General features: G+C 59.0%; 16 protein-coding genes. 11 read left to right on the plus strand and 5 right to left on the minus strand.

Annotation, left to right across the window (positions count from 1 at the left end; genetic code table 11):
- Positions 1 to 16: 16 nt before the first annotated feature.
- The gene (locus DRW39_RS19350) at positions 17 to 553 is read left to right on the plus strand and encodes a GNAT family N-acetyltransferase (RefSeq protein WP_116108739.1); all 537 of its coding nucleotides are present in this window, start codon (positions 17 to 19) and stop codon (positions 551 to 553) included.
- 523 nt (positions 554 to 1,076) lie between these two features.
- On the opposite strand, the gene DRW39_RS19355 is transcribed toward DRW39_RS19350, so the two are convergent.
- Positions 1,077 to 1,727, minus strand: a complete 651-nt coding sequence (locus DRW39_RS19355) for a hypothetical protein (protein ID WP_157976233.1) — start codon at positions 1,725 to 1,727, stop codon at positions 1,077 to 1,079.
- Between the two features lie 153 nt (positions 1,728 to 1,880).
- Here DRW39_RS19355 and DRW39_RS19360 point away from each other — a divergent pair, with 153 nt between their 5' ends.
- The 5 genes from DRW39_RS19360 to DRW39_RS19380 all read left to right on the plus strand — a co-directional run bounded on the left by DRW39_RS19360 (position 1,881) and on the right by DRW39_RS19380 (position 5,507).
- Positions 1,881 to 2,645 carry a creatininase family protein gene (locus DRW39_RS19360; RefSeq protein WP_116108741.1) on the plus strand — a complete coding sequence of 255 codons (765 nt, stop codon included), beginning with the start codon at positions 1,881 to 1,883 and terminating at the stop codon, positions 2,643 to 2,645.
- Positions 2,646 to 2,750: 105 nt separating this feature from the next.
- On the plus strand, positions 2,751 to 2,936 hold the full coding sequence (locus DRW39_RS19365; RefSeq protein ID WP_116108742.1) for a hypothetical protein: 186 nt from the start codon (positions 2,751 to 2,753) through the stop codon (positions 2,934 to 2,936).
- A gap of 139 nt (positions 2,937 to 3,075) precedes the next feature.
- The gene (locus DRW39_RS19370; RefSeq protein WP_116108743.1) at positions 3,076 to 3,534 is read left to right on the plus strand and encodes a methyltransferase family protein; all 459 of its coding nucleotides are present in this window, start codon (positions 3,076 to 3,078) and stop codon (positions 3,532 to 3,534) included.
- A gap of 44 nt (positions 3,535 to 3,578) precedes the next feature.
- Positions 3,579 to 4,379, plus strand: a complete 801-nt coding sequence (locus DRW39_RS19375) for a penicillin-binding transpeptidase domain-containing protein (RefSeq protein WP_116108744.1) — start codon at positions 3,579 to 3,581, stop codon at positions 4,377 to 4,379.
- Between the two features lie 147 nt (positions 4,380 to 4,526).
- Positions 4,527 to 5,507 carry an NAD(P)-dependent alcohol dehydrogenase gene (locus DRW39_RS19380; protein ID WP_198664948.1) on the plus strand — a complete coding sequence of 327 codons (981 nt, stop codon included), beginning with the start codon at positions 4,527 to 4,529 and terminating at the stop codon, positions 5,505 to 5,507.
- Here the strand turns inward: DRW39_RS19380 and DRW39_RS19385 are convergent.
- A complete protein-coding gene (locus DRW39_RS19385) occupies positions 5,504 to 6,151 on the minus strand; it encodes a protein-tyrosine-phosphatase (protein ID WP_198664949.1) in 648 nt (215 codons plus the stop codon). The genes DRW39_RS19380 and DRW39_RS19385 overlap by 4 nt on opposite strands.
- A gap of 219 nt (positions 6,152 to 6,370) precedes the next feature.
- Between DRW39_RS19385 and DRW39_RS19390 the strand changes: the two genes are divergently transcribed.
- Both DRW39_RS19390 and DRW39_RS19395 read left to right on the plus strand, forming a co-directional pair.
- The gene (locus tag DRW39_RS19390; protein ID WP_116108745.1) at positions 6,371 to 6,928 is read left to right on the plus strand and encodes a hypothetical protein; all 558 of its coding nucleotides are present in this window, start codon (positions 6,371 to 6,373) and stop codon (positions 6,926 to 6,928) included.
- The gene (locus tag DRW39_RS19395) at positions 6,921 to 7,799 is read left to right on the plus strand and encodes a tetratricopeptide repeat protein (RefSeq protein ID WP_116108746.1); all 879 of its coding nucleotides are present in this window, start codon (positions 6,921 to 6,923) and stop codon (positions 7,797 to 7,799) included. The genes DRW39_RS19390 and DRW39_RS19395 overlap by 8 nt, the downstream gene beginning before the upstream one ends.
- Before the next feature lie 173 nt (positions 7,800 to 7,972).
- On the opposite strand, the gene DRW39_RS19400 is transcribed toward DRW39_RS19395, so the two are convergent.
- Entirely contained in the window at positions 7,973 to 9,160 is a 1,188-nt protein-coding gene (locus DRW39_RS19400) for a M23 family metallopeptidase (protein WP_116108747.1), read from the minus strand.
- A 108-nt stretch (positions 9,161 to 9,268) separates the two neighbouring features.
- Between DRW39_RS19400 and DRW39_RS19405 the strand changes: the two genes are divergently transcribed.
- From DRW39_RS19405 to DRW39_RS19415, 3 genes are all read left to right on the plus strand, one after another.
- Positions 9,269 to 9,517: a Rho termination factor N-terminal domain-containing protein gene (locus DRW39_RS19405; protein WP_116108748.1), complete on the plus strand. Its 249-nt coding sequence runs from the start codon at positions 9,269 to 9,271 to the stop codon at positions 9,515 to 9,517.
- Positions 9,518 to 10,504: 987 nt separating this feature from the next.
- Positions 10,505 to 10,750 (plus strand): 4a-hydroxytetrahydrobiopterin dehydratase, encoded by a 246-nt coding sequence (locus DRW39_RS19410; protein WP_116108749.1) that lies wholly within the window; start codon positions 10,505 to 10,507, stop codon positions 10,748 to 10,750.
- Positions 10,743 to 12,215 (plus strand): tetratricopeptide repeat protein, encoded by a 1,473-nt coding sequence (locus tag DRW39_RS19415; RefSeq protein ID WP_116108750.1) that lies wholly within the window; start codon positions 10,743 to 10,745, stop codon positions 12,213 to 12,215. Before DRW39_RS19410 ends, DRW39_RS19415 begins: the two co-directional genes overlap by 8 nt.
- On the opposite strand, the gene DRW39_RS19420 is transcribed toward DRW39_RS19415, so the two are convergent.
- Together DRW39_RS19420 and DRW39_RS19425 are read right to left on the minus strand one after the other, a co-directional pair.
- The gene (locus DRW39_RS19420) at positions 12,212 to 13,288 is read right to left on the minus strand and encodes a phosphotriesterase (RefSeq protein ID WP_116108751.1); all 1,077 of its coding nucleotides are present in this window, start codon (positions 13,286 to 13,288) and stop codon (positions 12,212 to 12,214) included. The genes DRW39_RS19415 and DRW39_RS19420 overlap by 4 nt on opposite strands.
- Before the next feature lie 4 nt (positions 13,289 to 13,292).
- Positions 13,293 to 13,964 (minus strand): polysaccharide deacetylase family protein, encoded by a 672-nt coding sequence (locus DRW39_RS19425; RefSeq protein WP_116108752.1) that lies wholly within the window; start codon positions 13,962 to 13,964, stop codon positions 13,293 to 13,295.
- Positions 13,965 to 14,175: the final 211 nt, after the last annotated feature.

Raw genomic sequence — 14,175 nt, forward strand, 5'->3', positions numbered from 1 at the left:
CTCATTGCTACAGTACATGCCGGAACCGTCGATCACTTATCGTCCAGCCACGCCCTTTGACGCCCCGCGTATCGCTGCCCTGCACGCCCGCAGCTGGCGGGAGAACTACCGGGGTGACTTGCCCGACACCTTTCTGGACAAGGAGGTACTCTCCGAGCGACTAAGTGTCTGGACGGAGCGCTTTTCCGCGCCCAACGATGGAATGCGGGTCATGCTGGCGGAGCGGGACAACGAGCTCGTCGGCTTTTGCTGCCTCTTGCTGCACCACGATCCGAATGATGGGACGCTGTTGGATAATCTGCACGTTCGTCACGACCTGCAGGGGTCGGGTATCGGGCGTCGCCTCATCCGCTGGGCGGCCATCACCACCGTAGCCGAAGATCCAAAGGGTCGGCTATACCTGTGGGTACTCAAGAATAACACCGCCGCCGCAGCCATGTACCGACACATCGGCGGGCGCACGGGCCGCACGGAAAGCAAGCAATTGCTACCCGGTCGGCCAGAGCTGGTCGAGGCCGTGGCGGTGCATTTCGATGCGGAGGAGTTGGTTTAGGGGAGGGGGAAGTTGGTGAATTAGTGAATTTTTGAAGGACTGAATGGGCGGGGGTGCTCGCCTGCGGCTCGTGCGGCATAGGGTTTGCAAAAGTGTGAATTAGTGGATGCTTGAAGGACTGAATGGGCGGGGGTGCTCGCCTGCGGCTCGTGCGGCATAGGGTTTGCAAAAGTGTGAATTAGTGATGCTTGAAGGACTGAATAGGCGGGGATGCTCGCCTGCGGCTCGTGCGGCATTGGGTTTGCAAAAGTGTGAAGTAGTGGATGCTTGAAGGACTGAATAGGCGGGGATGCTCGCCTGCGGCTCGTGCGGCATTGGGTTTAACACGGAGAGCTGCACAGAGGTATTACTGAGGGATAACTGTAGCAGGAGCCGCTGCGCGGTTGAGCGTCTACCGCAGAGAAAGGCAGCACCGCAGTCGACAATCCGTAATGTGCATGAAGTGAAATAGCCAGCCGCAGGGGGCCAAAACTTTTCCATTGAAGGCTGGGGCGGTGACCGGAGAGAAAGGGCGGTCTGGAGATTAGTAGTCCAAACTGTCAACCAAAAAGCCGCGCAGGTTAATATTGACCGTTGCTTCGTTGTTTCTGGATGCCTCAATGCGCAGGTATTCGCCGGGACCGATCACCATTATCGGGGTTTCGCTGGTGATAAAGTTCTGTTCGGCCAGGTTGCCGGTCATACGGAAACCGTTATCGCGGTCGCCGAACCCGCTGTCGCTAGCGCTCGACGAAAAGAAGGCCAGGGCAAAGCGCTCGGGGCTAAAGGTGAAGAAGTTCGGCATTACGTTGATGGACGTAATTAAAAGGTATTGTCCGGCTGGTGGGGTGATGATCCGGGAGTTATCGTCGCGGGTTTCGAAATAGACGGTTGCTATTTCCTCCGGGCTGATGTTGGGCGAGTAGGCAGTAATGTACCGCGCCGTAGTGCCGGGCAGTCCGTCGGAGGAACTGTTGGTAAAGCTTTTCCAGTCCTTCCCATCGTAGCCCTGAAAATCGGCCTCGGATCCGTTGTAGCGCATGGTGCCGGCGGTGGGAGCCATCGCGTCGTCCCCCACCTGAATTTTTCCGTTCACGTCCAGCGCCTGTTCCGGCTCCGTGGTATTGACGCCTACCTGGGCGAATAGCCCCAGGGGCATCACCAGGAACAATAATAATTTGATTCGATGTAGCATGGTGTGGTATTTGCCTGCTTCATTCCTGCACGCTGGAAAAGGTTACTCCGCCAAAATTCTTTTACGTACCCGCATGCACGACCGGTGCCACTCCACACAAACCCTTACCTTCCTCGAACCCCGTACCCCACACCCAGCACCCAGCACCCAACTATGCCCCGCCCCTACATCCTAGCCGAAACCAACTGGAAGCACCTTAAAGACGCCACCGTCGAACTGGCCATCCTCCCCTGGGGCGCCACCGAGGCGCACAACTACCACCTGCCCTACGCTACGGACAACATCGAGGCGGAAGGCCTTGCCTACGAAGCCGCGCGGTTGGCCTACGAGCGGGGAGCAAAGATCATGGTCCTACCCACGATCCCCTTCGGCGTGAATTCGGGGCAAACCGACATCTTCCTGGACATGAACCTCAACGGGAGTACGCAGCTGGCCATCCTGCGCGACCTGATCCAGGTGCTTGACCGGCAGGGAGTGAAAAAGTTATTGGTGTTCAACAGCCACGGCGGCAACACCTTCAAGCCGCTGCTGAAGGAACTCGGACTGGAATTCCCCGACATGTTCCTCTGCACCTCCAATTGGTTCCAGGCCATGGACAAAACGCAGTACTTCGAGGAGATGGGCGATCACGCCGATGAAATGGAGACCAGCCTGGTGATGTATCTACGTCCGGAACTGGTGCTGCCGCTGGATGAAGCGGGGCCGGGAAAAGAAAACAAGCACCGCATCGCGGCCTTTGGAGAGGGCTGGGTCAGCCACGAGCGGCGCTGGTCGCAGATCACCGACGATACCGGCGTAGGGAATCCGCGGAAGTCGAGCGCCGGGAAGGGAGAGCGCTTCTTCCGGGACGTGACGGCGAAGTTCGCGGACCTGTTCGTCGAGCTGGCCGCCCTCGACGTCGATAATATGTACGAATAGGTGGTTTTGCCCGGCTCGGAATCAACATGTTAGATACCTCTGCTTTCTAGTGGTGGCTCCCGCCCCGGAGCACCGTATTACAGACACTACCGAAGAAACACTGACATGAAAACCGCTCTCACCTTTTCCCTGCTTTCCACCCTGCTTATTGTAACCGGATCGATGCTGAAACTGCTGATGCCCGGCTATTCATTGCTGCATGACGGCCTGCTCGTCACCGGACTGCTCTGCCTGGTCCTGGCCTTATTGACCCTATCGTACAAAGACTTCCTCGGAGGGGCGGCCGGATGATCCGCCTTCGTTCGGTGGCACCTGGCCGACCCGAACGGCGACGGCCGCCTGGATAGCATCGAAACCGATTCCTACGAGGTCAATCGCTACTACCTCAACCGGCCTCCGGAGTGAGATAACGGAACGCTATCTTAACCGGATGAAGTGGTTCATCCCGCCGGTCCTTACTACCTGCTGCGTCGCACTTATGGTGTTGCTGGACCGGGCCTTGCCGCTTGCCGGCCTCTTTCCGGCAAGTATTCGGATTGCCGGCATCGTTCTGCTGACCGCCGGTTTTCTGATGATCGCCGCGGTTGGCTTGCTGTTGCTGCGGCGCGATACGGAGGTCCATACCTTCGGCCGGCCGCGTAAGCTGGTGACCGAAGGATTATTTCGTTTTAGCCGTAATCCGATCTACCTCGGCTTTTTACTTAGCCTGATTGGCGTCTGGATCTACCTCGGGTCGCTCTCGCCGGTAGCGGGCTGCTTGATTTTCTTCGTCGTTGCCGATCGCTGGTACATTCCCTTCGAAGAGCGTCAGCTGGAGCGGGCGTTCGGACCTGCGTACGGCACCTACCGGGCAGGCGTGGGGCTCTGGCTGTGGTTTCTTCGCGGCTGACTAATATCGGGCAACCTGGCTTTCAATCCATCGTCACTCAGCTTATGAATTGGTTATTCCTTTTACCGTGCCTCCTCGCCTTTATTCGCCCGTTAATGGGCCAGGACAGCCTGCGCCAGGTCTTCCTGGACTGTGGCGTACAGGGCAGCATCACCCTGTACGATTACCGGGCAGGCAAGTGGATCGCCAGTGACATCAACGACAGTCACCGGGAAACCCTGCCGGCGTCCACTTTCAAGATCTTGCATACCCTGATCATCCTGGAGGAGCGGGCGGTGGCGAACGCACAGGAAACGATTCCCTGGCCGGGGCACACCGATACCGTGAAGTACGGCTACCGCCCGGAAATCTACCACGACATGAGTCTACGTCGCGCCTTTCGCGCTTCCGCCGGCTGGGCCTACGTCGAGCAGGCTAAAAAGATCGGTAAAGAGAAATATCATCAGTACCTGGTCGCGGCGGATTACGGCAATGGCGATCTATCGATTCAAGACCCCGACTTCTGGAACTTCGGCGGATTCGGGGTGACACCCGTCAACCAGATCGAGACACTCATCGGGGTATACGAAGAGACGCTGCCCTTCCGTCCGGAAACCTTCACGGTCCTCAAAGATCTCATGGTTGAAGAGCAAACGGAACACTACACCCTGCGGGCCAAGACCGGCTGGACCCGTGACGGTGGTATGAACACCGGCTGGTGGGTCGGCTACTTCGAGATGGCGGATAATGTCTGGTTCTTTGCCACCCGCCTGCACCGACAGCTTGGGCAGGACGGTCCGGATTTCGGTAATTGCCGCAAGGAAATCACACGCAGGGTACTGGGCGACCTTATTCCGCTTGACTAAGACTTGCTGGAATAATAAGGGCGGCGGAGCGCAGGTATAAAGCTGATCGGTCAAACGAGGACATCCGTCGAAAGAACGCGGCATAACAGCTAATGGGCCCTTTGCTTGTAAATCTCTCAGCATCATCGTCACCAAAAGCTCCACACCATGTCAACCAGCATGCGGGCCGCTATTCGGACGGACTACGGTCCTCCGGAACGTATTGCCGTCACCACCGTTCCGAAGCCGGTACCGGGCGATCATGACCTTCTCGTCCGGGTACGGGCGACCACTGTGAACCGGACGGACTGTGCCAATCTCACCGGTCGTCCGCTGGTCATGCACCTGGTATTGGGCGTGCGCCACCCACGGGAAGTTCGCATCGGTACGGATTTCGCCGGCGAAGTAGTGGCCGTGGGGAGTGCCGTCACGGCCTACCGGATCGGCGACCGCGTTTGTGGTTTCCGGGACACGGGTTTGGGCGGACAAGCCGAGTACATTACGATCCGGCAGGATGGCCCGTTAATGACCATCCCGCCTGGGTTGGATTTCGCGACGGCGGTAGCCAGTCTGGAGGGGGGGCATTACGCCTACTCCTTTTTTCGTCGTTCCGGCGTGGAAAGCGGTGACCGGGTGCTGGTCAACGGGGGTAGCGGAGCCATTGGCTCGGCCCTGTTGCAGTTTGCGGTGGCGTGCGGTGCGCGGGTGACCTCCACGACCGCTCCCGAATACCTGGAAGCGGTGGCGGCGCTGGGAGCATCGCGCGTAATGGATTACACTAGCGAAGACTTCACCCGATCACCGGCGCAATACGATTACGTCTTCGACGCGGTGGGTAAAAGTACCTTCGGACGGTGTAGGCCCATACTGGAGGAACGGGGTATTTATATCTCCTCCGAGGCCGGACCGTACCTGCAAAACGTGTTCTATACCTTGGGCACGGCGCTTATTCGGTCAGGGAAACGGGTACTGTTTCCGGTTCCCCTCAGTCCGAAAGAAAGCCTGCCCTTCATTCGCCGCCAATTGGAAGCGGGAACTTTCCGTCCGTTACTGGACGATTCACGCTATACACTGGACAACATCGCCGAGGCCTATCGCTACGTCATGAGCGGCCGGAAGCGAGGCAACGTGATCGTAGACGTCGCTTAACCCGCTTTCTCCGCCGCGACGAGACGCATCACGTACAGCATGTCCCGTCCGATCTCTCGGAAGCGTTCGTCGTAGACGGCTTCTTCAGCGGGGGTGCCGTCAGCGGCCTTCGGATCGTCGTAGGGAATAGCGAACCGGCGATCGGCTTTCGGGACGACCGGACAGTCGGCCGCCGCCGCGGAGCATACCATGACGGCGGCAAAGTCACTTTGGGGATTCGGATCGGCGTCGTAGACCTTGGAAAAGGCGAGGTAGGGAGGCATTTCCTTCCGCCACCGGATGGGGTAGTGTGGGTTTTCGGTTTGGGTTGTTTCCGCGACATCCAGTCCCGCGCGCCGGAGAACCGCCACCGCGTTCGGATGCAGGGCGGTGGCTTCGGTCCCGCCCGAATAGGTATGGAGACCCTCGACGCTGTAATAATCTGCCGCAATAGCCAACCAAAGCTGCGTAAAGTGGCTACGGCGGGAGTTGTGGGTGCAAATTGCGATGATCCGGCAGGCTTGCTTTTGCTTACACCGGTCGGCCAGGTAGGTAGCCAAAGCGGTGAGGCTGCTGCGACGGTCATCGGATATTTGCAGGTACTGCCCGGTGAGCGTGCGGCAAAGCGCTTCGATTGACGGGAGCAGGCGGGTAGGATGGGCCATGAAAGAGGGGAAAGTGAGTGTTAAGATTTATTGCCCACGTGCATCGGTTAGTGAAAGCATCGTTTGAAGGGCAGTATTTATTGCCCGGAGCCAGGCTACCGGACCGATCATCCCTCCAAAAGTTGATCGATCCAGGGTAACGGGACTGAGAGACATTTTTTTGCGTGGTATCGGGTGATTGTTCGCCGGGTATACCACGGGACTATTAAACAAGACACGATGAAAGAGCAAACACTCAACGGGTATGCACCCGTGCGAAAACTCCATTTCCAAGACCTCCTACCCTGGACGGCGCCCATCCTACTCTGGATCGGCATTTTCCTCTGCCTCTTCGAAAGCAACTTCACCGACCCCCGCGTCCTCACGGCCCTCGCCCTATTAAGCGTGGCTACCGCGATCACCTACTACCGGTCTGAGGCGGGTGCCCTGCTTACCCTCCCGGTCATTATCGCCGGCGTATTGGGCCTGGCGGTATTCTTCCCCGTACAGTTTAGTGCCGGCGTCGAACTGGGACTGTTCAACCTCAATTTCGACCTGCTGCTCATCCTGATCGCGGTCGTTCACTTCCTGACTAACCGGCAGGCTTTTCTGCCCGTCCGCAAAGAGCCGACTCCTCGCCAGCAACAACGGGAGCTGCGCCGCGCGATCGCTATCTATAAGCAGCAATTCGCGCATATGGACCTCCCGGAACTGGAGTATATCGCCGAAGATCGCCGGTTCATTCCCGCCGCCGTGGAGGCAGCTCGCGAACTCATCCAGTCTTTTGACCATGAGTAAGGACGTCGCCTACCTACGCCAAATGATGCACGTCGGCAACTTTCCCCGGATTATCAGCCGCACGGACTATTTGGATACGGCGAGAAATTCACCGGAGGGCATCGAAATGCTGACGTACCGGGCCCACGCCCTCGCCGCGCTGCACCGGGATGAGGAGGCCGTATCCACGTACGACCAAATTATCGAGCTTGGCGGACAAACCGCCCAGCTGTATCTGGATAAGAGCATACTAGAAATTACGCTTGGTCGCTTTGCCGAGGCCCGGAAGAGCTTACGAAACCTGTTGCTTCTAGAGCCGCATAATATTCACGCCCTCCGTAATTTGATTTACGTAGCCGAAAGCTGTCACGAGTGGCAGGAAGTGCTGCGTTTATCCGAGAAGAGCCTGGCGATCGAACCGGATGGGATTGACTTGTTGCTCGCGCGGGCCGATGCATTTCGGCACTTAGGACAGGGCCAAATGTCGATTAAAATAGCGGAGCAAGCCATGGTGCACGCCGAAGATGAAGAAGATGTGTCTTTAATCCGTACGACCCTGGCATGGACCTATACCTCCATGAAAGACTGGACCGGGGCGGAGCAAGAGCTCCGGTCGGCCATAGAAGCGTACGATGAATTTGCCGATTCGCATTTCCTCCTGGGATGGGCACTGGCCGAAAGCGGAAAGGCCGTGACGGGGCTACAGGCAGTCGAGCGCTCGTTTCAATTGGACCCCGACAACGCGTATGCCTATAAGGTCAGAGCAGTTATTCTGCTGAAGTTGGGCCAGCGAGACAGAGCCATTGCTGATTTACAGCGGGCCAAAGAATTGGATTATCGGCTCGATTACGACGAAGAAGTGGATATGCTCTTGCAGCGATTCCGTAAATAAAAAGCGCCCACTCCATCAGAGACGGAGTGGGCGGCGTAAGTGTTATGGGTAATAGGTGCTTTACTGTGAAAAGATAATTAAAGCAGAATATGTGGTTAAAACGGTGGAATGCCAGCCTTAGCATGGCTTAAGGGGGGTGTTAACAAATAATCCTCAGCGCTATATGTTGGGGCCTAGTCGAAGTTGGCGTAGCCCGTTTCCCCTTCGCCGGTCCGGATGCGGTAGAAGCGATCGGTGGCCGAGAGTACGGTGACGGGCTCCTCGTTGTCGAGTTGGCGAACCACCACGTCCTGATCGCGGGCGGGGCTGCGGCGCAGGTAATGCCGTCCGCTCGCGGGTACCCGGACCGGTATAGCATCTTCGTCAAGGGAGTAGCGCAAATCGTCGGGTTCACCGTCCGGGCCGAGCAGGTACGGAAACGGATCGCGGGCACCGTTGCGGTAGATGCCGAAGTGCAGGTGGGGCGGTGTCGTGCGGGCGTTACCCGTATTGCCTACCAGTCCGAGGGTGTCGCCTCGGGAGACGATCTGCCCCGGACGAACCAACTGGCTATCCAGGTGGGCGTAATAATACGTGAGTCCCCGACCTTCGCCATCGCGCAGCCAGACGGTCTTGCCGCCGAGCCCCCCGATCTTGGTGGAGCGGACGATACCGTCCGATACCGCCACCAGGGGCGTGCCGCGCGGCGCGAAAATGTCGTTGCCCTTATGCTGGCGGGCGCCGCCCGAACGGCTATCGCCCCAGAAGGACTGGATATTGCGCGAACTGTGGCCCGCTACGGGAAAGAGCAGCGCGGGATCCGTGCGCAATACGAGGGAATAGGCACCCATATCCGCCGGGGCGGATTGGACGACCAGCAGCAGTTCTTCCCCCCCGCGACTATCGGTTTCGTAGACGATCCCGTCTTCTTCGGGTTCCCAGCGGGCGATCGCGTCGTCGGGGTCGATGGCTTGCTGCATCTCGACGGCGAATAATTCACCGAAAACCGGTCCGGTCGTCCCCTTCCTTTCTACCTGAACGGTGAGCATCCGGCCGGCTGGCAGGTAAAAGCGATAGGAGAGCGCGGTCAATTCCAGCTCGCCGGTACGCCGCACCACCTCGCGGTGGGGCAAATCGATCAGGAGCGTATCGCGCAGAGCGCTCACGAAGGCAGAGTCCCAGGCGGCCGTAAGCGAATCGCCGGTTGGCAGATCGCGGAGGTAATCGCGGGCGAACGATTCCCGGGGAGTGCGCCGGGTAACGATGTCTTCCACCTTATCGGCTACGTCGTCCAGAAAACCGTTGCAGGCACAGGCGGAAAGGAGGGTGAGCAAGGCCAGCAGGACAAAGGATGCCGGGCTCGTTATCAGGCGATTACGCATGCTCCGAAAACAACGGTCCGGCCATATGGATGCGCGTTAAGAAAGCTTTAACGCCGCCCCTCGCCGGCTAAACACGCCGGTGAAACGGTCGGTTCCATCAGAAAAGCCATGGCAAAGGATCACGGACCCAGCGTGAAGAACGACGAGCAGTACGAAGCCCTGCGCGACGAGGGAATGAGCAAGCAAAAAGCCGCCCGCATCGCCAACACCCCGAACGCCGGCAAGAAGGGCGGGAAGGCCGAAAACTACGAGGACCGCACCAAGGACGAACTCTACCAGCAAGCCAAAAAAGTGGGCATCGAAAGCCGCTCTAAGATGAACAAGGAGGAGTTGATCGAGGCGCTGCGTAATAATTGATCCGGACCCTCCGAGGTCCTACGTACACGCGCAGTTCCTGATGCTTTTCGTGCTGGTGACAGCTATAGGACCTTGGGGTGTGGCCGACCCGGACACCACGAGGTCCTAACGTACACTCGCGGGTCCTGGTGATTTTCCCTAACGGGGAAGCAGCTCAGGACCTCGGAGTGTGGCCGTACGCAGTAGGCGACCTGCGAGTGTCCGGCCTCCGGTAGCAGCACAAGAACTCGGAGCGTGCCCGACCCGGACACCACGAGGTCCTACGGACACTCGCGGGTCCTGGTAATATTCCCTAATGGGGAAGCAGCTGAGGACCTCGGAGTGTGGCCGTACGTAGTAGGCGACCTGCGAGTGTCCGGCCTCCGGTAGCAGCACAAGAACTCGGAGCGTGCCCGACCCGGACACCACGAGGTCCTACGTACACTCGCGGGTCCTGGTAATATTCCCTAATGGGGGAGCAGCTGAGGACCTTGGGGTGTGGCCGACCCGGACACCACGAGGTCCTACGTACACTCGCGGGTCCTGGTGATTTTCCCTAACGGGGAAGCAGCTCAGGACCTTGGAGTGTGCTTGACCCGGACACCACGAGGTCCTACGTACACTCGTGGGTCCTGGTGATTTTCCCTATCGGGGAAGCAGCTGAGGACCTCGGAGTGTGGCCGTACGCAGTAGGCGACCTGCGAGTGTCCGGCCTCCGGTAGCAGCACAAGAACTCGGAGCGTGGCCGACCCGGACACCACGAGGTCCTAACGTACACTCGCGGGTCCTGGTGATTTTCCCTATCGGGGAAGCAACTGAGGACCTCGGAGTGTGGCCGTACGCAGTAGGCGACCTGCGAGTGTCCGGCCCGTACCGACGCACTCTTACCAAGTGTCCGGTCCAAAGCACTTTCCGGTTTATGGGAAAGGTCTTTACCTGCGCTCCGCCGCCCCAATCAACTTAAGCCGTTCGCGGCGCCTTGTAAGGGTAGCCCCTAAACGGATACGTATGCCCTGGACCGAAAAAGAGAATGCCCTGCACCGCGAATTCACCTTCAAGGATTTTCGCCAGGCTTTTGCCTTCATGACCGAAGTGGCGTTTGCCGCCGAAAAGATGAACCATCACCCGGACTGGACGAATGTCTACAACCGGGTCACCGTCAAACTGAATACCCACGACGCCGGGAACACCGTCACCGACCGGGATCGCAAACTGGCCGAGCAAATGGACGGTATCTTTGCCCGGTATGCCTAAGCTGTTTTTATTGCTGCTAAGTTGGGTCGTGTGGGGTGCCGCTATCGCGGGGGAATACCGGTATGTGTTTCACGACGAGGCCCGGTCCATTTACGAAGACGTGATGAAGCTGGAACTGGACCTCGCCGAGGCCGGTATCGACCGGTTACAGCGCACGGAGTCGCAGAATCTCGTGGCGCAGCACCTCGGCAGCTACATCGACTTTTTTCGCCTGTACCTTTCCGGTGACGAGCAGCTGGATGCCCGGCTGCAGGACCGCTTTGACCGCCGGATCGACCTGCTGGAGCGGGGAGATCCCGCCTCGCCTTACTACAACTATGCGCTGGCCGAAGCCTACCTGCACCGTAGCCTGATCGACGTGCGCTTCGAACGGCACTTAGCCGCCTTCCGCTCGCTGAACCGGGCCAATAAATACCTTCGCGACAACGCCGCGCGCTTTCCGGATTTTTTGCCGACCTACAAAGATCTGGGCTTGCTGCACGCGGCCGTGGGCACGATCCCCCCCCAGTACAAGTGGGGCATCGAGCTTTTCAGCTCCCTCACCGGTACGATACCGGAGGGACGCAAGGAGATGCAGCGCGCGATGAGCGAGCGCGATAGCCCGTTCTATACCGAGACGAGCGTGCTCTACGCACTCATGGAACTCTACCTGGCCGATGATGCGGAGCGGGCGTGGGAAATCGTTCGCAAGCTGGACTTACAGCCCGCCACCAACAAACTGCACTGCTTTATAGCTGGCACCATCATCATGCGCAACAATCGCAATGCGGAAGCGCTGCGCTTGCTGGAAAATCAACCGCGTGGCGGAAACAGCGCCGATTTTCCCTATCTCGATTTTATGCTCGGGCAGGCGAAGCTGCGTAGCCTGAACGTGCAGGCGCGCCTGCATTACCGGTCGTTTCTGCTACGCTACCCCGGTCGCCACTTCCGGGAGGAGGCCCTACAGAAGATCGCCTGGTCTTACCTGCTGGAGGAGAACACCGAGCGGTACCACCGGACCATGGCCGAGATCGAAGGGGGGAGTCGCGCGGGCGGTGACGAAAGCGCTACGCGGGAGGCGACGCTGGGTAAAACGCCGCAGCCGGCCCTCCTGAAGGCCCGACTGCTGTTCGACGGGGGATATTTCGAGCGGGCACGCGCGCAGTTGGACGGCATAGACCGATCCACGCTCACCACGGATGAAAACCTGGAGTTCCTCTACCGTACCGGCCGGGTGCTAGACGGCATGGGGGAAGATGCGGGCGCACTATCGTTCTACGAACGAACGATCGCGATGGGTAAGGATAATCCTGCCTACTACGCGTGTAATGCCGCCCTGCAGGCCGGTCTACTGGAAGAGGACAGGGGAAATTTCGTGGCCGCCCGGAAGTACTTCGACCGGTGCCTGGATCTCAGCCCCGCGGAATACCGCACCGGGCTGCACATGATGGCGAAGGCCGGGCTGGACCGGATCGCCGGGCGCTAGAGCAGGCGTTTCTGAATGGTAAAGTAGGTAGCGGGGTTCCGAAAGGTCAGGGTGTCGATCTCCTCCTCGGAGAAATTTTCGGAGCGGAGGACGGGCAGAAAGGCATTGGAAAGAAAGTCCATGGGGCGGCGGCTATCCAGGTCGGGCGGGAAACTGCTGCCATCGTGGCTCAGCAAAACTTGCTCCAGGTAACCAGCCTCGCGCAGCGCGAGGAGCAGCTGCAGATGGCGGTCGAAGGTATCGCTGCCCTGTAATTTACCGGCTTGGTAATAGGGAAGCTTGATGCCGTCCAGGCTTATCCACGCACCGGCTGCGGCGGCTTGCAGGAGCGGCTCGGGGTCGGGGACGTTCTGTGCGTGCGTCCAGGTCCAGGCGGAGGGATGGACCCCTTCCCCTTCCAGAATGATGAGTTGCTGGGCGGCGGCGGGGGCATTATTGCCGGTGTGAACGGCCAGGGAGAGGCCGGTCTCCCGGTGGGTGATGGCGGCAGCCCGGACGAGTTTAGCGTCGATCTCGCTGATGGGGCCGTTGTCTACGGCCGTCTTTACGAAACCGGGTTTGATCCCGGTCTGACCGATACCGTTGGTGAATTCCTCGATCCAGCGAGCCGCGATTTCTTCGGCCGTTAGCTGGTAGGCTTCCTCTGGCACGTACCGGTCTTCGGCTGCTCCGTAGAAACCGGTGTTGGTAATGAGGTGCAATCCGCTTTCGGTCGAGAGCTTGGCCAGCAGGGGCGCGTTGCGGCCGAAGGTTTGGGCGGTGCAGTCGGCGATGGCCGTGATCCCGAGTTCGCCGAGGTAGCGGAGATAGGGAACGACCTCGGCTTCTACCAAAGCTTCGTCGAATTCGGCCGGCTCGGCGGGCGCTTCGCCGAAACGGCTTAGCACGTGCTCGTGGGGGAGGCAGAACCCCAGATCACCGGGATCGATGGGGCCGGCAACCGTCATCACGGTACCCGAGAAATCCTGGATGGGGGGAACGGACGAATTTGACCAGACTTTACCGGATGGCAGGTAGCCGGCGACACTCAGGGCAGCCAGGGTACGCAGGGCATCACGGCGACCGATCGGCATGCTATCAGGCGGTTTTCAACTGGGGTTTGGCCAGTGGCGACCGTTTGGTGAGCAGCTCCGGGGTGAGCCGATCGAAGGCATAGCCCAGGTCGGTGTAGTGCTGAAGCAGGCGAGGCAGAATGTTCCGCAATTTGTCTTCGGCCTTGAGGCTGTCGTGCAGTACGACGATGCTACCCGGGCGGGCGTTCTCGACGACGTTGTCGAAGCAGTCGTCGGGGGTCAGCTCCGGATCGAAATCACCGCTCAGCACGTCCCACATAACGATCTCGTAGTGGCGTTGTAGGAATTGGGCCTGACTTGGCTTCAGCCGCCCGTAAGGGGGACGGAAGAGGGAGGTCTTTAACTGGACGGCGGAGTGGCGGATATCGTGGAAGTAGGGCACGTTGTCCGTTTTCCAACCGTCGAGGTGATGGGTCGTGTGGTTGCCGATGGTGTGGCCGGCGGCAATTACCTGGCGCATTACGTCCGCGTAACGGCGAGCGTTGTTACCGACGCAGAAGAAGGTGGCTTTGGCATCGAATCGCTCGAGTTGCTCCAGGACCCAGGGGGTCAGGTGGGGGATCGGGCCATCGTCGAAGGTGAGGTAAATCGTAGGCTTTTCACTCGCCGCTTCCACCCGCCAGTGGAAGTTGGGGAAGAGTTTCTGAATTACCCTGGGTGTCTTAATGAGGTACATGGTTGTGCGGAATCTTGAGAGGAAAATAACTTGTGTTGTGTATGGCGTGTCAGAAAACCAGGGTTAAAGACCAATCAACGGGGGAGGGGATCGAGGGTTCGGTGCGAACCAGGCCGTAGATAACTACCTTTGCCGAAAATCCGGAACAGCACCCGTTGACGGTTGCTTTTAAAACGTTATAGCGGCAAGTATTGCTGCTTTCCTAATAAAA

Source organism: Lewinella sp. IMCC34191, from assembly GCF_003390935.1.
Classification (GTDB): Bacteria; Bacteroidota; Bacteroidia; order Chitinophagales; family Saprospiraceae; genus Neolewinella.